This window comes from Flavobacterium kingsejongi (assembly GCF_003076475.1).
In the GTDB taxonomy this organism is placed as follows: domain Bacteria; phylum Bacteroidota; class Bacteroidia; order Flavobacteriales; family Flavobacteriaceae; genus Flavobacterium; species Flavobacterium kingsejongi.
On the sequence record NZ_CP020919.1, the window covers coordinates 2353720 to 2373640 of the forward strand.

Annotated in this window: 15 protein-coding genes; 12 read left to right on the forward strand and 3 right to left on the reverse strand. The window is 41.2% G+C overall.

All coding sequences use genetic code 11. From position 1 onward, the window contains the following. The first annotated feature begins 56 nt into the window (after window positions 1-56). Both FK004_RS10370 and FK004_RS10375 read left to right on the forward strand, forming a co-directional pair. A complete protein-coding gene (locus tag FK004_RS10370) occupies window positions 57-569 on the forward strand; it encodes a hypothetical protein (RefSeq protein ID WP_108737191.1) in 513 nt (170 codons plus the stop codon). A gap of 153 nt (window positions 570-722) precedes the next feature. Beyond that, complete coding sequence (locus tag FK004_RS10375; protein WP_227871587.1) at window positions 723-1709, forward strand: T9SS C-terminal target domain-containing protein; 987 nt, start codon at window positions 723-725, stop codon at window positions 1707-1709. 17 nt (window positions 1710-1726) lie between these two features. Here the strand turns inward: FK004_RS10375 and FK004_RS10380 are convergent, their stop codons facing one another. Continuing rightward, complete coding sequence (locus FK004_RS10380) at window positions 1727-2287, reverse strand: DUF1543 domain-containing protein (protein WP_108737192.1); 561 nt, start codon at window positions 2285-2287, stop codon at window positions 1727-1729. Between the two features lie 114 nt (window positions 2288-2401). Here FK004_RS10380 and FK004_RS10385 point away from each other — a divergent pair, with 114 nt between their 5' ends. Together FK004_RS10385 and FK004_RS10390 are read left to right on the forward strand one after the other, a co-directional pair. After that, on the forward strand, window positions 2402-2923 hold the full coding sequence (locus FK004_RS10385; RefSeq protein ID WP_108737193.1) for a hypothetical protein: 522 nt from the start codon (window positions 2402-2404) through the stop codon (window positions 2921-2923). A 152-nt stretch (window positions 2924-3075) separates the two neighbouring features. Then, entirely contained in the window at window positions 3076-3375 is a 300-nt protein-coding gene (locus FK004_RS10390) for a putative quinol monooxygenase (protein ID WP_108737194.1), read from the forward strand. 78 nt (window positions 3376-3453) lie between these two features. Here FK004_RS10390 and FK004_RS10395 read toward each other — a convergent pair whose 3' ends face one another. Continuing rightward, a complete protein-coding gene (locus FK004_RS10395; protein ID WP_108737195.1) occupies window positions 3454-3717 on the reverse strand; it encodes a hypothetical protein in 264 nt (87 codons plus the stop codon). A gap of 34 nt (window positions 3718-3751) precedes the next feature. Next, window positions 3752-3955: a hypothetical protein gene (locus tag FK004_RS10400; RefSeq protein WP_108737196.1), complete on the reverse strand. Its 204-nt coding sequence runs from the start codon at window positions 3953-3955 to the stop codon at window positions 3752-3754. 334 nt (window positions 3956-4289) lie between these two features. On the opposite strand from FK004_RS10400, the gene FK004_RS10405 reads away from it, so the two are divergent. The 8 genes from FK004_RS10405 to FK004_RS10440 all read left to right on the forward strand — a co-directional run bounded on the left by FK004_RS10405 (window position 4290) and on the right by FK004_RS10440 (window position 19699). After that, a complete protein-coding gene (locus FK004_RS10405) occupies window positions 4290-6476 on the forward strand; it encodes a glutamine synthetase III family protein (RefSeq protein ID WP_108737197.1) in 2187 nt (728 codons plus the stop codon). 147 nt (window positions 6477-6623) lie between these two features. After that, window positions 6624-7511, forward strand: a complete 888-nt coding sequence (locus tag FK004_RS10410; RefSeq protein WP_227871588.1) for an OmpA family protein — start codon at window positions 6624-6626, stop codon at window positions 7509-7511. 108 nt (window positions 7512-7619) lie between these two features. Beyond that, window positions 7620-8798 (forward strand): AIR synthase related protein, encoded by a 1179-nt coding sequence (locus FK004_RS10415; protein WP_108737198.1) that lies wholly within the window; start codon window positions 7620-7622, stop codon window positions 8796-8798. Between the two features lie 50 nt (window positions 8799-8848). Further along, window positions 8849-9448 (forward strand): GNAT family N-acetyltransferase, encoded by a 600-nt coding sequence (locus tag FK004_RS10420; RefSeq protein ID WP_108737199.1) that lies wholly within the window; start codon window positions 8849-8851, stop codon window positions 9446-9448. Then, the gene (locus tag FK004_RS10425; protein ID WP_108737200.1) at window positions 9448-9885 is read left to right on the forward strand and encodes a hypothetical protein; all 438 of its coding nucleotides are present in this window, start codon (window positions 9448-9450) and stop codon (window positions 9883-9885) included. Before FK004_RS10420 ends, FK004_RS10425 begins: the two co-directional genes overlap by 1 nt. A 328-nt stretch (window positions 9886-10213) precedes the next feature. Beyond that, window positions 10214-12073, forward strand: a complete 1860-nt coding sequence (locus FK004_RS10430; RefSeq protein ID WP_157956071.1) for a tetratricopeptide repeat protein — start codon at window positions 10214-10216, stop codon at window positions 12071-12073. Between the two features lie 162 nt (window positions 12074-12235). Next, window positions 12236-14158, forward strand: a complete 1923-nt coding sequence (locus tag FK004_RS10435) for a beta strand repeat-containing protein (RefSeq protein ID WP_157956072.1) — start codon at window positions 12236-12238, stop codon at window positions 14156-14158. Window positions 14159-14185: 27 nt separating this feature from the next. After that, window positions 14186-19699 (forward strand): T9SS type A sorting domain-containing protein, encoded by a 5514-nt coding sequence (locus FK004_RS10440; protein ID WP_108737203.1) that lies wholly within the window; start codon window positions 14186-14188, stop codon window positions 19697-19699. The last annotated feature ends 222 nt before the right edge of the window (window positions 19700-19921 follow it).

Genomic DNA, 19921 nt, shown 5'->3' on the forward strand with positions numbered 1-19921 from the left:
CTAAATTTGTCCCTGCAATATTCCTTTCAAAAGATATTGTACTAAAAAAATAAAATATGCCAAACAAGGATATCAAAGAGGAAATTGCAGGATATGCACACTACAATTACCCTAAAAATGAAACAATAGAACGCTTATTGCGGGATGGATTCACACAGGAAGAAATAGACATGCACCTACCGGCTCAGTTTGATGCTATTGATGCTAATAATATTACCAATCTATGGTGTTTTCTTCCCTCTTCGGTATATATGATTTTTCTGTGCATCGGGGCGTTATATGGTGTTTATACTGCTGATGACTGGTGGTATAAATTACTTTTCCTGTTGCCTTTTATTGCATTGGCACTCATTACCAAACGCTATTATAAAGAGAAGAAAGAGAGTGTCATCATTGTAATGGGATTGCTTTTTCTGGGATTACTGTATACTATTTATACTTTCGTTTCCGATCTTGTTACACATTCCTCTGATTCCGTATTTTATTATGTCGTTTTAGGGTTATTGGCATTATGGCTGTATTCTTTGGTAAAAGGCAATTATACCTTATATGTAAAGAAACAATCGTAGTGAATCATAAAGTTCTCTTTTTGTTTAGTATACAAAAAGAGTTGTAACGCTAAAAGAATAGCCTGCCAATTTGATATTGCAGGCTATTTTTTTTAAATGGTAGTGTAAAAAAATCTACAAATTAGAATTACCTTTAAACTTCAACAAGGCACTATGAATACAATAAAAACCGGCATTTTGTTCCTGTTGCTTTTTGGTTGGATAGTTCCGTCCAGGGCACAAAACTCCGGATGTACCGATCCGCTATCGCTGAATTATAATCCACAAGCCGTCACCAATGACGGGAGTTGCAGCTATGCCAAGGCGACTGTAAAACCTCATTTTTCGGTAGGGATTGATGCCAAAGTATTAGAAACCTCCGGGCTTATGATGTGGGACGGGAATTTGTGGGCCATGAATGATGATACCGATACCAACCTTTATCGGCTCGACACGCTAACCGGAAACGTTGTAAAGAGCTATCCGTTGCCGGGAGTGACGAATACCGATTGGGAAGAATTGGGGCAGGACAGCACCTATCTGTATGTAGCGGATACCGGGAATAATGGCAGTGGCAGCCGTACCGATTTGCATTTTCTACGAATCAACAAAACTTCATTTTTGGCAGGAACACCGGTAATCGATACGATTCATTTTCGTTATGCGGACCAAACCACAATTACACCACTGGCACCCAACAGCACCGATTTTGATATGGAAGCTTTTGTGGTAGGACAGGATAGCCTGTACCTGTTCTCTAAGCAGTGGCAATCCCAAAAGACCCGGCTGTACGCCATCCCGAAATTACCGGGGGATTATGTTGCACTTCCTAAGGCTGATTTGGACGTACAGGGCCTGGTGACAGGAGCGGCTTTTCTGGAGCAGGAAAAATTGGTAGTACTCTGTGGGTACAGTCGTACGCTACAGCCTTTTGTGTATTTATTATACGATTATAAAGGGCAGGATTTTTTTTCCGGGAACAAGCGGAAGCTCTACCTGAATTTTGGGCGGCATCAAATTGAAGGGATCACGACACTAAATGGGCTCGATTATTATCTAACGAATGAGCGCTTTATGAGGCGGCCTTTAATCAATAGCCCCGAACAGCTGCACAAACTGGATTTACGGCAGTATTTGGGCGATTATCTCAAACGCCCCTGAGTATATTAGGTTCGAATTTACATTTTTTTAGGCTCCAGATAGCCGATATGCAGGATATCCGCGGGCTGCATGAGTACCGGGGTGAGCTCCAGGCGATAGTGTAACGTGTAATGCTTCGGCAATATCTCTTCTACGGCATAAGCATCATCTACATCCACACCATATTGGTCATCGATATGGGAAAATGCTCCTTTAAAATTATAGTGTTTGTAAAAAGCTGTGGCTGTGGCTTTTTTAATGGCCTTAGTGAGATTGGCCGTTACTGTAAGTACTTTATAATGGTATTCTTCAAATTCGCCAGGTTTGTATCCTCCTAAATTTAGGAAGAATAATTTTTCTTTGCTATTTTTAGCAGGATCTGCAGCTGCAATACTAATGTTGTAGCTATCCACAGTTGTGACTTCCCGCCAGGCATCAATGTGGAAACGGCCTTCTGCTTCGGGCCAAAAAGCATTCATGTCCGGAAGGAGATCTTTTAAGTTTTCGGCAATTCCGAAAAAAACATCATGTTGTTCCGTAAACCGCCCCAGTGGTTTACATCCCAGAATTACCATGTAAAGTTTTAGATTTTCATACATACAGTCAAAGCTATTGAAACAATCTGGAATAAAAAATACGCTTAATCCTATAAAATTATTATTTTTGGTCTGATTATTGGGTATCTTTATGAAATCAATTAAAAATAAAAAACTATGAAAAAATTACTCTCCATTCTGTCCCTTATCGGGTTTATAACTTTTACAAGCTGTAATGATGATGATACTGCCAACCAGGTAGATCGTGATACTATTGCTGAAGTATTTGAAATTAATCAGAATACAACTTTTACAGCTGCAAATAATTACAGGATCAATTACAGTTTAAATCCTGTAATCTACAATTCCGATATGATTATGATCTACAGGCTTGCTGGTACCAGCGGTACATTGGATATCTGGGAACAATTGCCACAAACGTATAACTTTACCGATGGTGAATTGTCTTATACTTTTGACTTCACAGTACAGGATATCAATCTTTACCTGTTCTTTGATGGAAATGTTTTAACACCTGCTTTTACAGACAACCAGGTTTTCAGGGTAGTAATTATTCCAGGATACCTGTCTAATAAAGGCGGAGCTGCACCAGTTGATTTCAGCGATTATAATGCTGTAGTGAAATATTACAATATCAACCAGCAAAATATAAAAAGCCTTACACCAGGCAAAAAATAATTAAAATACAGAATTAAAACCTAAAGGGAGCTACAGTGTAGCTCCCTTTCTTATTTGTTCCACAACCGCTAAAAGAATGTTAATCTTAATTTGATTTTTCAGCTGCCTTACGATTAGTTTATAATTTTGCCCCCTATCAAAAAAGCAATCCTATGTCGAAACTGGCCCTGTTAACAAAATTAGAAGCGATTCCGGGTAAAGAAGCTGCAGTAGAACAATTCCTTCGGGATACCTTTCAGATTATCGCAGAAGAAGAGCATGCTGTGCATTGGTTTGTCCTGAAAATTGGAGCACATACTTATGGAGTCTTTGATACCTTTGAAGATGAAGAGCATCGGGAAGCACACATCTCCGGCAGGATATGGAAATTGATTATGGATCGGGATACCGAGCTTTTTTCGAGATCACCGCAGGTTCATACAGCAGAAATTGTCATTGGCAAAAGCACATAAAAAAAACGACTTACTAGCAATAAGTCGTTTTTAGGTAAATAGGGTTTTCTTTTTCGGTATTCGGTTAGGAATAATGGTCTAGTGTATAGAATTGGCTTTATTGATCCATTCTTTTGCTTTACTTGCTCTGGAATCACCTTCTTCCAGTGCTGCTTTTAAATCTTTTTTGGCTTTTTTCTTCAACTCGTTCAACTTGCTTTTGAAGTTTTCAGAAATATCTTTTGCTTCTTTAGAAAGCTTATCGGATTTTAAATATCCTTTTTTACGTGCCACAAGCACACTTACAATACCAAGGGCTGCAACTCCGGCTGCGATACCCAATACTACTTTTCTATCACTCATAATTATTATTTTTAGTGTTACCAGTCTACTGGGATTAACCTCTGTTTTTTCGGATTCCTTCGGAAGTGTTGTTGTTTCTTCCCGATGTATTTTTCACCACACGTTTCGCTTTAGGGCTTAGGCTGTGTACTGAAAATGTATCATCATACATATCGGTAAAATCTTCGGCGCTAAAATTCTGATGGGCTAAATTTCTTTTGAAATCGTAATTGCTGTTTAAATTTTTATTCTGTCCCATTATCGTAGATTAATTAATTTGGTTGGTTATAGTGTTTTATTGTATTACAAATATGGGTATTCATCATACAATTTGCTTTACACAATAAATTTTATTCTTACATAATTACCATACCGTGTGGAAAATAGGGGAATTTGATCCCTATTATATATAATTAAGGTGTCATTTTTGAGGATCTGCTATGCATCGCTTTCAATAATCTGTAATTTTTAGTCCTTAAAATGTATTTTGTGTATTTAGCCCCAAAAATAATAGGGGTAAAATATCAGATGTTTATATTTTTTATATATTTGCATCATCTTAATCGGGGTATAATTTAAAAACAACCAATTTTATGTCAACATTACGTTTTGAAGCGTTGAAAGTTTCATCAGCAAGAAAACCTGTAAAATTTGAAGAGCTCGATAAAAAATCGGCCATCTTCGGTAGCAATGTATTTAATGATAAGTCCATGCGACAGTATCTGACTTCAGATGCCTACCAAGGTGTGAAAGATGCAGTACAACACGGAAAAAAGATTGACAGAAAATTAGCCGATTATATCGCTTTAGGAATGAAAGAATGGGCACTGTCTAAAGGTGTGACTCATTATACCCACTGGTTCCAGCCTTTGACCGGAACTACAGCAGAAAAGCATGATGCTTTCTTTGAAACTTCTTATGACGGATCTGATCCGGTAGAGAAATTTGGTGGTGGGCAATTGGTACAACAAGAGCCGGATGCTTCCAGTTTTCCAAACGGAGGAATCCGTAATACGTTTGAAGCCCGTGGTTATACTGCCTGGGATCCAACCTCTCCAGCTTTTATATTCGGTACTACTTTATGTATTCCAACAGTTTTTGTATCCTATACAGGAGAAGCTCTGGATTACAAGACACCATTATTAAGAGCTTTAAATGCTATTGATGAAGCTGCAACTTCGGTATGCCGCTATTTTGATAAAAATGTAAAAAAGGTAACCGCTACTTTAGGATGGGAACAGGAATATTTCCTGATTGATTCCGCTTTGGCGAATACACGACCTGATATCCTGATGACCGGAAGAACCTTATTAGGGCATACTTCTGCGAAAGGGCAACAATTGGACGATCACTATTTCGGATCGATCCCAACCCGTGCCTTGGTATACATGCGCGAATTGGAATATGAGTGTATGTTATTGGGAATCCCGGTAAAAACACGTCACAATGAAGTAGCTCCGAATCAATTTGAGCTGGCTCCAATTTTTGAAGAGACCAACCTTGCGGTAGACCATAACTCTTTATTGATGGATGTAATGCAGAAAGTAGCAGAGCGCCATGACTTTAAAGTATTGTTCCATGAAAAACCATTCAAAGGTGTAAACGGATCAGGGAAACACAACAACTGGTCACTGGCAACAGATACCGGAGTGAACTTATTGAGTCCGAGCAAAACACCAATGAGTAACTTACAGTTCTTAACGTTCTTTATCAATACGATAAAAGCAGTAAATACGTATGAGGCTTTATTAAGAGGCGCTATTGCTTCTGCAAGCAATGACCACCGATTAGGGGCTAATGAAGCACCACCAGCTATTATTTCGGTATTCATCGGAGAGCAATTGACGAAAGTATTGGCTGAACTGGAAGGAGTATCTACCGGTAAATTATCACCAGAAGAAAAAACCGACCTGAAATTGAATGTAGTGGGTAAAATTCCAGATGTACTATTGGACAATACCGATAGAAACAGGACTTCTCCATTTGCATTTACAGGGAATAAATTTGAATTCAGAGCTGTCGGTTCCAGTGCAAACTGTGCTAATTCTATGACAACCCTGAATACGATTGTGGCCAAACAACTGAAAGAATTTAAAGTTGAGGTGGACAACCTGATCGAGAATAAAGACATGAAAAAAGATGATGCGATCTTTAATGTTTTAAGAGAGTACATCAAACAATCGAAAAATATCCTTTTTGAAGGTGACGGTTATAGCGATGCCTGGGAAATTGAAGCAGGAAAAAGAGGACTGAGCAACTTTAAAACAACTCCAAAAGCTTTACAGGCCAGAGTTTCAGAACAAGCGATCAGCCTTTTCAGCGAAATGAATGTAATGAACCATGTAGAAGTGGAAGCACGTTACGAAATCGAATTGGAAGAATATACAAAAAGAATCCAGATCGAAGGGCGTGTATTAGGTGATATCGCAAGAAACCACGTAATTCCAACGGCTATTCGCTACCAAAATACACTGATTGAAAATGTACGCGGCCTAAAAGAGATTTTCGGTGCAGAATATGAAACTATCGGAAAAGAGCAAATCGTTTTGATCCGTGAAATTTCTGAGCATATTGCTGGAATCAACATGAAAGTGGAAGAGATGACTGAAGAACGTAAAAAAGCAAATGAGCTTGGTGCCCAGGAATCTGCGGAAGCCTATTGTGATGCTGTACGACCTTATTTTGATGTGATCAGAAACCACTGTGATAAATTGGAGTTATTGGTTGATGATGAAATCTGGACCTTGACGAAATACAGGGAATTATTGTTTACAAAATAATAAACCTTCAAAGTATAAAAGACCTCTGCAAAGAGGTCTTTTTTTGTTTAGAATCCATGGGAAACAGTTCCTTTAAAATGGATTTTTAAAGAAGAAAAAGCAGGGTTAGAATAAAAAGTATAATTTAGGGGTAAAATTAAGTGGGTTATGAAAATTAAAATTACATTTTTTCTGTTGGTGTTTTGCGTTGCCACTACGATGGCACAGTCGGAATTTCCAGTCTATTTTGACAGCAATAAATCGGAAGTAAAAAAGTCGGAATTGCCAAAACTGGAAAGCTGGATTGCCTCCCATGGTACGGTGAAAATTGTAGCAATAAATGGTTTTTGTGATGAGGATGGAACCGTAGGATTTAACGATACACTGGCCCGCAAAAGGGTGAATGCTGTACTGGCACTGATTAAGGATAAAGTAAAGATACGGTCTGATTTTAAAACCCGCAGTTATGGGGAACGCCACAAGCATTCGGCCATAAAATCCGAAAATCGAAAAGTGGTAATTTATTATATTGAAGCCAAAGACCTGTCGCGTGAAAATGAAATCCTTGGGATTCAGGAAGAAAAGCCTGTGGCAAAAGTGAAAAAAGCTCCGGTATACTCGGATAAGGTAACGGTGCGCAATCCCAACGGATCGGAAACTGTCATTCCACTGGATGTGGCTTTTATGAAAAAAATATCCGATGCCGAAACAGGTACCAAAATAGCCTTACAGGATTTGAATTTCCAGATTAATACCTTTGCTATTGTCCAGGAGTCGCGACCCAAACTGTACGAACTCCTGATGGTCATGCAACAGAATCCGGATCTTAGGATTGATATCCAGGGCCATTTGTGCTGTATGCCTAATGACCGCATTGACCTGTCTACCAAAAGAGCCAAAGCCATTTCCGGATTTCTCCAGGCCAACGGGATTGACAAAAGCAGGATTACCTATCAGGGATTTGGAAGTACCAAAGCCATCTATCCGTTACCGGAGAAAAATGAGGAAGAACGCGCAGCAAACCGCCGTGTTGAAATTGAAATCCTTTCCAAATAATCCGGTGCTGTTTTTAAATCGCTAAAAGCGTAATTGTTGTAGCGGATAATTGCAGCATTATTATATTAAATAATTATCTTTGCGCGCAACAACAACACAAAATAATTTATGAGTTCTGATACCAGCAAACGTTATGCTTTAAGAGGTGTTTCGGCATCTAAGGAAGATGTACATAACGCCATAAAAAACATTGATAAAGGGTTATTTCCACAGGCATTCTGTAAGATTGTGCCGGATTACCTGACCAATGATGACCAATATTGCCTGATTATGCATGCCGATGGGGCAGGTACCAAATCGTCACTGGCCTATATGTACTGGAAAGAAACCGGCGATATTAGTGTATGGAAAGGAATTGCCCAGGATGCACTGATTATGAATATTGATGATTTGCTGTGCGTTGGTGCGACAGACAATATATTACTTTCGTCTACTATTGGAAGAAATAAAAACCTCATCCCTTCGGAAGTAATTTCGGCGATCATTAATGGAACGGAAGAACTGATCAATGAACTCAAAACTTTTGGCGTGACCATTCATTCTACCGGTGGCGAAACTGCCGATGTGGGGGATATTGTGCGTACAATTATTGTAGATTCAACAGTTACCGCCCGAATGAAAAGGGAAGACGTAATTGATAATGCCAATATTAAAGCAGGTGATGTGATTGTAGGACTGGCATCTTTTGGCCAGGCGACCTATGAAAAATCATATAACGGTGGTATGGGAAGCAACGGATTGACATCGGCTCGACATGATGTATTCCATAAGCTGCTGGCCCAGAAATACCCGGAAAGCTTTGATGCTTCGGTACCAGCTGAACTGGTGTATTCCGGAGCAGTAGCGCTTACCGATGCAGTAGCGGACAGCCCGATTGATGCGGGTAAACTGGTACTTTCGCCAACCCGTACGTATGCACCGATCATAAAAAAAATACTGGAAAAATATAACGCTGCGTTCGTACATGGTATGGTTCATTGCAGTGGTGGGGCACAGACGAAAATATTGCACTTCGTAAAAGATGTACATGTTATAAAAGACAACCTTTTTCCGGTTCCGCCATTGTTTAAACTGATTCAGGAGCAATCCAAAACCGACTGGAAGGAAATGTACCAGGTATTCAACTGCGGACATCGTATGGAACTGTATGTTCCGGAAGCAGTAGCTGCGGATATCATCGCTATTTCGGAATCATTTGGTGTACCTGCACAGATTGTAGGACGGGTGGAAGCTTCGGAGACAAAAAAACTGACCATTACCAGCGAATACGGCACATTTGAATATTAATTGCAGCCATTTCGGGACATTATTTTTTAACGGGATCGGATACTAAAAGTATGAATCAGGAATTAGATTGGAATAAGGAAATTGTACTGGAGGACGAGCGTGTTTTATTACGTCCCTTACAGGAATCAGACGTGGAATACCTGGAGGTTTTTTCGGAACAAGAGCCGGATACCTGGAAGTATTCCCTGATACGGGCGAATGGACGTGGGAATCTGGTCAACTATATTCGTATTGCCCTACAGGCGAAAGCCAACAAAACAGAGTTCCCTTTTATCGTGTTGGACAAAAAAACCGGGAGCTATGCCGGAAGTACGCGTTTTTATGATATTAACTTAGTCTATAAGACCCTGCAATTGGGCTATACCTGGTACGGTAAAGCATTCCAGGGAACGGGGCTTAACCGCCACTGTAAATACCTGCTGCTGGAGTTTGCTTTTGAAACGCTGGGGATGGAACGTGTGGAATTTCGTGCTGATGCTTCCAATGCCCGTAGTATTGCTGCTATGAAAAGCATCGGATGCCAGGTAGAGGGAATATTCAGGAGCCATATGCCTACGGTCGAAGGAGGACGACGCGACAGTATTGTCCTGAGTATACTGCGCCAGGAATGGTTTGAAAGTGTAAAAGAAAATTTAAAAAATAAATTATAATGAAAATAAACCCTAAAACGGGAATCGATAAATTGATTTTCGGTATGAAGCAGGAGGATGTGACCAAGCTTTATGGAAAACCAAGCCGTACCTACAAAGACGAGGAAGAAAATATCATCTACCTGTATAACGATAAGAAACTGCGTATCACATTTTATACCGAAGAAGACCTTAAATTAGGGTACATTATCGCTTCAGATCCTTCATTACAATTGTTCGACAAAAAAATCATCGGTAGAAACATTACCGAAGTTCAGGAAGAACTAAAAGCCAAAGGGCTTACCAAGTGGGAAAAGGAAGATTTCGATACCTATGAGAATTTCTTTAATGAAGCCCATTGGACGATACTGCAAACGGAGTTTAACGAAGTAATCAAAGTTGAAATTGGAGCGGTATTCAATGATAAAGACGAATTCGACTGGAAATTCAAAAAATAATCAATAAGTTTAAATTGAAGTAAAGAGGCCTGGCGCCTCTTTTTTTGTGACTGAAAGGTAGAAATGCGGGCTTCTCTGAAATAAATGAAGGTGCTTCTTATGGTAAAATTACGATTTAGTAATGCTTTTTTGGCAGATAAATCATACGTTATGCTATAAGAATCAGATTTTTAATGAATTTAAAAGTATAGCGTAGGTTCTTGTGTATTTAGGTGTAATTTGCTGTCAATTATACAAGTTCTTAGGATAAAAAAATAGTAATTAAATAATTTTAAGTTTGCCGAATATAACTATTTATTTTTTTACTTTGCTGCAAGCTAACCCCCTTATGTTAAAACAAAAAATATCCCCTTTTGTACTACTATTCCTATTGTTGTTAACTGGTAAGAATTATGGGCAATCTGGTTTTTCGGCTAAAGAGATCCAGATCCGGAAAATTATGATGAGCAACCCGGAACAAGCCAAAACGCTGGTACGGAATTTCCTTACTACTACTGAAAAACGACACGATACAACCAATGCCAATATGTATGTTTACTATGGTTTTGCCCATAATCTGCTCAATGCTCCCGATTCGGCGATATACTATTATAAAAAGGCACTCGGCTACGTGGATAAATACCCTAAATCGAAAGCGAAAGCCTATCTGAATTTAGGAATATCCTACCGAAAGCTTACAAAATATGATACAGCTTTGAAGTACCTCAAATTGTCCGAAACACTTAACAAAGAAATTTCGAATAAAAATGGGCTGGGTATGGTCTATGGTGAAATAGCCTCTGTTTACAATCAGCAGTTCCAATATGAAAAGTCCATTGACTATCTTTTGGAGGCATTGAACTTGTTTAAGCAATCCAACAAACCCGACCTGATCAACCCTGTAAAGCAACGGCTGGCCGGAACTTATGTAGGAACGCAGAACTATGCTTTTGCTGCAGACCTGTATGCCGATGTCCTTTCCTATTTTAAGACCGTCGATCTAAAAAACTACTATGTGACACTCGTAAACTATGGGGAATGCTTTTATTATATTGGAAATTATACGAAGGCCAAAGCGGCAATTAATGAAGCGTTGCCAGGGCTTGATAAATTTAAAGATACGGAATCTAAGGGGATTGCTTTGGCGTGGCTGGGTGCCATTGCTTTTAAAGAAAAAGATTTCGTAAAAGGGGTGGCCTACTACGATAAGGGACTAAAAATGTTGTATGAAAAAAAATCGTATGCTTCCCATGCCATTTTCCTGCGGTACATCACCGACCTTAATGAAAATGGAAAATATGATAAAGCGACTGCAGCAATTGCCGATTCTGAAAAAAAGCTCAAAGACACGCCTGTTGGGATTAAGCTAAGGGCAGATCTGGAAAAACAAAAATCCATCACTTACAAAAGTAATGATGCAAAAGACAAAAGTATTGCTTCCCTGGAAAAAGCCCTGGTTTATAAAGACAGTATTAATTTTGCGGGGTATGAAGAGAAACTCAATAAGCAGCAGGCACAATATCAAAATGAATTACAGCGTAAAAAAAACATTGCACTGGCAAAACATAATAAGTTTTTGGCACTGAAAGTCAAAAGTGAAACCCAAAAAAAAATTATAGTGATTGGATTGTTTGTTGCAGCATTGGCAATCATGTTGGCGGGATATATCTTCTACAGATTTAAGCGCAAGCTCGAAAATGAGAAAATGAAAAGCATGACCATGAGCAATGCACTCATTGCGCAGCAGTATGAAAATGAACAGGAATCGAATCGCCAACTTAAGAAATCATTACTTGAAAAACAAAGCGACCTGATGTCCGGAGCCATGCGGTTGGCCGGGGTTCAGGAAAATATCAACGAGATGCTTGTTGCGGTTAAAGAAAAAGAGGATGGTATCGATGCAGATTTTTTGACCAAAAAATTAGAGACGCTTATCAAACAGGAGGACTACTGGGAGGCATTTGAAAAAAAATTTAGCGAGGCACATCCGCATTTCAGGGCCAACCTACTACAGGCTTATCCGGGCCTTAATAAAACTGATCTCTTTTTTGCCTCACTCCTAAAATTAAAGTTGCCATATAAAGACATTGGTAGGCTTATGGCGATTTCCCCGGAGAGTGTAGTGAAACGAAAATACCGCCTTAAGAAAAAGATGCATATTGAGGACGAAGACATGTTTGATAAAATTCTTTTAGAAATGCAGGCCTGACGTTTCAAATTACTATAAAATATAAAGTCTTAAAATTTTAACACTTTTAGAACGGTTACAGGGATTTTGTCCGCCTATTTGTCCGCCTCTAAAAGTCCGGTGTTTATTGGGGTTAAGGTAATTTTGGGGGTAAATATAAAAATCACCCTAATACCTTACTACATGAACAAACTTTACGTATTATTACTCTTTCTGCTGCTTGGAGTATGGAACAGCCATGCACAGACCACCACCGAAAATTTTGAAAGTGTAGCTTATGGAGCTACAACTTTTACCAATAATGGGCAGCAATTTGTAATCTCTACACAGGCTGGCGGCCCTTTTTATATAACAAGTTTTGGAGTCAATGGTGGTGGCTGTGTTAGCAACGCAGATATGTATGGAGAGGTAAAACCAAATTTTACTATTGCGACTAATAACAGTGCCTTATTTCAGCTGAAAAGTATGCAGCTCGCAGGAGATGGGTATCAGTCAAATTTAATGGCATTTACAATTATTGGTAAACGGAATGGAAATCTTGTATTTACAGTTACCTCTAGTTTTGTTACAAATTTTGAGCAATATAAATTAGTTGATATGGCAACGTTTGGTGGGCAAAATAATGCAAATGCGATTATTGATTCTTACAGTATTTCATCTTCAAATGGATATTTAATATTGATGGATGACATGACCTGGCAAAAAGCAGATATAAATTCTTCTGTCACTGCATTGTCGTCATTTACTACCTGTGCGGGTACAGTTTCAGCAACTCAGAATTTTACAGTTTCCGGTACTGCTCTTACGGCAGGTATTGTAGTGACCGCGCCTAATGGATATGAAGTTTCCACAACAGCTGGGACAGGCTATGCTGCTTCGGTTACGTTACCCCAAACTAGTGGTTCCGTAGCTGAGACTACTGTCTATGCACGACTGACGGCAACGGCTTCCGGTACTCCTACCGGGAATATTACACTCACTTCTACCGGTAAAGCTACAGTTAATGTCGCTGTAAATGGTACGGTTTCGGCTATTGTGGACCCCATTAATAAAATTGTTTGCGTGGGTGGTGGTGGTACTTTTAATGTGTCAGCAACCGGAAGTACGACTTACCAATGGCAGGTTGATACTAATGCATCCGGAAATTTTACAAATATTTCTAATGGAGCGTCCTATTCCGGGGTGACGTCCAATACACTTACTATAACGGGAGCTACAGCAAATATGTCCGGCTATCGGTACCGTGCAGTAGCAACCGGGACCTGTACGATGAATTCAAATTACGCAACATTAACCGTAACTTCAATAATTATAACAGGAACAAAAACGAATGTGTCGTGTTTTGAGGGGACTAATGGAGCAGTTAGTGTTGTGCCATCCGGTGGCGTGCCCAGTTATACTTATAGCTGGAATACAAACCCGGTACAACATACAGCAATGCTTACAGGGCTTGCAGCTGGAACTTATACGGTAACGGTAACCGATGCGAATGGCTGTACCGGTAGTCAAAGTTTTGTGATTGGACAACCTACTCCTCTAACAGCATCAGCTACAACCTATAATGTAAGATGTCATGGAGGATCCAGTGGCTTTGCCAATATAACTGTTTCTGGTGGAACAGGTACGTATACTTATGTATGGGGGCATTCAGGAATTACTACCGCAACTGCAACAGGATTATCTGTGGGAAATTACACAGTAACTGCTACGGATGGAAACGGCTGTACGATTGTTAGAAACTTTACTGTAATAGAACCTGATCCTTTGGAGGCAACTACTTCACAGGTCAATGTAGCTTGTAATGGAGGCGCTAATGGTTCCGCTACAGTAAATGTTACTGGCGGAAGAGAGGGGTATACCTATTCCTGGTCTCCTTCCGGCGGAACTGCAGCTACGGCAAGCGGATTGACTTCCGGATCTTACACCGTAACCATTACCGATATTAATAATTGTTCGATTACTAAAGACTTTACGATAAGCCAGCCTGCGCCTTTAGCGGCAACGACTACACAAAACAATGTAAGTTGTAATGGCGGTTCAAATGCTACAGCTACTGTAAGTGTTAGTGGTGGAACAGGAACTTATACCTATTCCTGGTCCCCTTGAGGCGGAACAGCAGCTACTGCCAGCGGATTGACTTCCGGAGCGTATAGTGTAACTGCTACAGATGCTAACGGTTGTACCATTACTAAAAACGTTACGATAAGCCAGCCTGCGCCTTTAGCGGCAACGACTACACAAAACAATGTAAGCTGTAATGGCGGTTCAAATGCTACGGCTACTGTAGCTGTTAGTGGTGGAACCGGAACCTATACGTATGCCTGGTCTCCATCTGGAGGGACGGCAGCTACTGCCAGTGGACTAACATCCGGAGCGTATAGTGTAACTGCTACAGATGCTAATGGTTGTGCCATTATAAGAAACTTTACAATAAGCCAGCCTGCTCCTTTAACGGCAACGACTACGCAAAACAATGTAAGTTGTAATGGTGGTTCAAATGCTACGGCAACTGTAAGTGTTAGCGGTGGAACTGGAACTTATACCTATTCCTGGTCCCCTTCGGGAGGAACGGCAGCTACTGCCAGTGGATTGACTTCCGGAGCGTATAGTGTAACTGCTACAGACGCTAATGGTTGTACCATTATAAGAAACTTTACAATTAGCCAGCCAGCACCTTTAACGGCAACGACTACACAAAACAATGTAAGTTGTAATGGTGGTTCAAATGCGACGGCAACTGTAAGTGTTAGTGGTGGAACAGGAACCTATACCTATTCCTGGTCCCCTTCGGGAGGGACGGCAGCTACTGCCAGTGGACTAACATCCGGAGCGTATAGTGTAACCATTACCGATATTAATAATTGTTCGATTACTAAAAACGTTACGATAAGCCAACCGGCTCCTTTAACGGCAACGACTACACAAAACAATGTAAGCTGTAATGGTGGTTCAAATGCTTCGGCTACTGTAGCTGTTAGCGGTGGAACAGGAACCTATGCGTATGCATGGTCTCCATCCGGAGGAACGGCAGCTACTGCCAGCGGATTGACTTCCGGAGCGTATAGTGTAACTGCTACAGATGCTAACGGTTGTACCATTACTAAAAACGTTACGATAAGCCAGCCAGCACCTTTAGCGGCAACGACTATACAAAACAATGTAAGTTGTAATGGTGGTTCAAATGCGACGGCAACTGTAAGTGTTAGTGGTGGAACAGGAACGTATACGTATGCCTGGTCACCTTCGGGAGGAACGGCAGCTACTGCCAGTGGATTGACTTCGGGAGCGTATAGTGTAACTGCTACAGATGCTAATGGTTGTACCATTATAAGAAACTTTACAATAAGCCAGCCAGCACCTTTAACGGCAACGACTACGCAAAACAATGTAAGTTGTAATGGTGGCTCAAATGCTACGGCAACTGTAAGTGTTACTGGTGGAACCGGAACCTATACGTATGCTTGGTCTCCATCTGGAGGAACTGCGGCTACTGCCAGCGGATTAACTTCCGGAGCGTATAGTGTAACTGCTACAGACGCTAATGGTTGTACCATTACTAAAAACGTTACGATAAGCCAACCAGCACCTTTAACGGCAACGACTACGCAAAACAATGTAAGTTGTAATGGCGGTTCAAATGCTACGGCAACTGTAAGTGTTAGTGGTGGAACAGGAACCTATACCTATTCCTGGTCCCCTTCGGGAGGGACGGCAGCTACTGCCAGTGGACTAACATCCGGAGCGTATAGTGTAACCATTACCGATATTAATAATTGTTCGATTACTAAAAACGTTACGATAAGCCAACCGGCTCCTTTAACGGCAACGACTACACAAAACAATGTAAGCTGTAATGGTGGTTCAAATGCTTCGGCTACTGTAGCTGTTAGCGGTGGAACAGGAACCTATGCGTATGCATGGTCTCCATCCGGAGGAACGGCAGCTACTGCCAGCGGATTGACTTCCGGAGCGTATAGTGTAACTGCTACAGATGCTAATGGTTGTACCATTACTAAAAACGTTACGATAAGCCAGCCTGCTCCATTAACAGCAACGACTACACAAAACAATGTAAGTTGTAATGGCGGTTTAAATGCTACAGCTACTGTAGCTGTTAGTGGTGGAACCGGAACCTATACCTATTCCTGGTCACCTTCGGGAGGAACAGCAGCTACTGCCAGCGGATTGACTTACGGAGCGTATAGTGTAACCATTACCGATATTAATAATTGTTCGATTACTAAAGACTTTACAATAAGCCAGCCTGCTCCTTTAACAGCAACGACTACGCAAAACAATGTAAGTTGTAATGGCGGTTCAAATGCTTCGGCTACTGTAAGTGTTAGCGGTGGAACAGGAACCTATACCTATGCCTGGTCTCCATCTGGAGGAACGGCAGCTACTGCCAGTGGACTAACATCCGGAGCGTATAGTGTAACTGCTACAGACGGTAACGGTTGTACCATTACAAGAAACTTTACAATTAGCCAACCTGCACCTTTAACGGCAACGACTACACAAAACAATGTAAGTTGTAATGGTGGTTCAAATGCGACGGCAACTGTAAGTGTTAGCGGTGGAACTGGAACTTATACGTATGCGTGGTCTCCATCCGGAGGGACGGCAGCTACTGCCAGTGGATTGACTTCCGGAGCGTATAGTGTAACTGCTACAGACGCTAATGGTTGTACCATTATAAGAAACTTTACAATTAGCCAGCCAGCACCTTTAACGGCAACGACTACGCAAAACAATGTAAGTTGTAATGGTGGTTCAAATGCGACGGCAACTGTAAGTGTTAGCGGTGGAACTGGAACTTATACCTATTCCTGGTCCCCTTCGGGAGGAACGGCAGCTACTGCCAGCGGACTAACTTCCGGAGCGTATAGTGTAACTGCTACAGATGCTAATGGTTGTACCATTATAAGAAACTTTACGATAAGCCAGCCAGCACCTTTAACGGCAACGACTACACAAAACAATGTAAGTTGTAATGGTGGTTCAAATGCTACGGCTACTGTAGCTGTTAGTGGTGGAACAGGAACCTATAGCTATTCCTGGTCTCCATCTGGAGGGACGGCAGCTACTGCCAGTGGATTGACTTCCGGAGCGTATAGTGTAACTGCTATAGACGCTAATGGTTGTACCATTATAAGAAACTTTACAATTAGCCAGCCAGCACCTTTAGCGGCAACGACTACACAAAACAATGTAAGTTGTAATGGCGGTTCAAATGCTACAGCTACTGTAAGTGTTAGTGGTGGAACAGGAACTTATACCTATTCCTGGTCCCCTTCGGGCGGAACAGCAGCTACTGCCAGTGGATTGACTTCCGGAGCGTATAGTGTAACTGCTACAGACGCTAACGGTTGTACCATTATAAGAAACTTTACGATAAGCCAGCCAGCACCTTTAACGGCAACGACTACACAAAACAATGTAAGTTGTAATGGCGGTTCAAATGCTACGGCTACTGTAACTGTTAGTGGTGGAACCGGAACCTATACCTATTCCTGGTCTCCATCTGGAGGGACGGCAGCTACTGCCAGCGGATTGACTTCCGGAGCGTATAGTGTAACTGCTACAGACGCTAATGGTTGTACCATTATAAGAAACTTTACAATTAGCCAGCCAGCACCTTTAACGGCAACTACTACACAAAACAATGTAAGTTGTAATGGCGGTTCAAATGCTTTGGCTACTGTAAGTGTTACTGGTGGAACCGGAACCTATACGTATGCCTGGTCTCCATCCGGAGGAACGGCAGCTACGGCTACTGGACTTAGTGCAGGAGTTTATACTGTATTGATTACAGATGGTAACGGTTGTACCATTACTAAAAACGTTACGATAAGCCAACCAGCACCTTTAACGGCAACGACTACGCAAAACAATGTAAGTTGTAATGGCGGTTCAAATGCTACGGCAACTGTAAGTGTTAGTGGTGGAACAGGAACCTATACCTATTCCTGGTCCCCTTCGGGAGGAACAGCAGCTACTGCCAGCGGATTAACTTCCGGAGCGTATAGTGTAACTGCTACAGACGCTAATGGTTGTACCATTACAAGAAACTTTACAATAAGCCAACCTGCACTTTTAACGGCAACGACTACACAAAATAATGTAAGTTGTAATGGCGGTTCAAATGCTTCGGCTACTGTAAGTGTTACTGGTGGAACCGGAACCTATACGTATGCCTGGTCTCCATCTGGAGGAACTGCGGCTACGGCTACTGGACTTAGTGCAGGAGTTTATACTGTATTGATTACAGATGGTAACGGTTGCACTCAAACACAATCTTTGACCATTATACAACCTACTGCAATTACGACATCGGGTTTTCAAATCAACGTAAGCTGTAATGGTGGTTCGAATGCTTCGGCTACGGTAACTGCAACAGGCGGAACAGAAACCTATACGTATGCATGGTCCCCTTCAGGCGGAACAGCAGCTACAGCTACTGGACTTAGTGCAGGAACGTACACAGCAACCGTTACGGATAGTAATGGATGTTCTCAGGCACAGTTGTTCACTATAACAGCCCCAGCAGCCCTTACAGCTATTGCATCTCATACTGATGTATCATGCAATGGTAGTGCAAACGGATCCGCTGGTGTGATAATAGCAGGTGGTACAGCTCCATATTCTTATGTATGGTCTCCATCAGGAGGAACAGCAGCTACGGCTTCCAATCTTACTGCAGGTATGTATACCGTTACTATAACTGATACTAACGGATGTACTATATCAGAAACAATAACAATCGGGCAACCTTTAGCGATAGCTATAAATACCCAGCCTGCTGCTGTCACTACAACAACAGGAAATAATGCCCAGTTCGTTACCCTGGCTATAAATGCAAGCAGCTACCAATGGGAGGTAAGCACCAATGGTGTAAACTGGACTTCTATTACAGATGGAGGTACTGCTCCTGCTTATTCAGGTGCTACAACAAATACATTAGGGATGACAAACGTACCGGTATCGTTTAACGGTTACTTTTTCAGGGTACAACTAATCAATGGTATGGGTTGTACAATGTCGAGTGGGGCAGCGGTACTAACAGTATTAAACGTACTTCAGGCAGTTAATGATGATTTCACCGCAGTCCAATTGCATGAAGGTATGGGTGGAATCGCAGGTAATGTTATAGCGAATGACCTGCTGAACAATCTGCCGTTTAATAACAGTGCTGTTACAATTACGGTTGTCGATAATGACGGACTTACTGGTGTGAATATTGATGCTGAAGGGAATCTTCATGTGCCTGTAACGGCAGCTGTGGGAACGTATACCATCACGTATCAGATTTGCGACATTTTATCAGGAGGCAACTGCGATACCGCAGAAGCTATAGTGGTAATTGCTCCGGTAGCCGGAACTAAAGATTTTGAACCGATACAATTTGTAGTATACCCTAACCCGGCCTCTACTGTGGTGAATGTAAAACTATCGGATTTCGCTTCTTATAACAATCTTAAAGCTACTATTTATGACCTTACCGGAAGAATGGTAAGAGCGCATAAAGTGAGCACTGCGCAATTCAGCGTTGATGTTGCTGGACTTGAATCAGCAGTTTATATTTTAAGTATAACTTCAGATACGGGCAAAGCCACAAAAAATATTGTAGTAACAAAAAAACCATAACATTTTACCCCAAGATTAAGAATGGTTGGAAACCGTCTCAGTAATGAGGCGGTTTTTTTTGTGCCAAAGTTATATTGGTAGGGATCAGATTTACTTTAGATTGTCAGCGGTAAAACAGGTTTTCCGATAAGTAGTAGTAAGCAGCGGTGTTCTGATAGCTAGATAGGAAACGATTACTAAGGAATAGGAAATGGCATATCAACAGAACAGTTGGGCATGGTG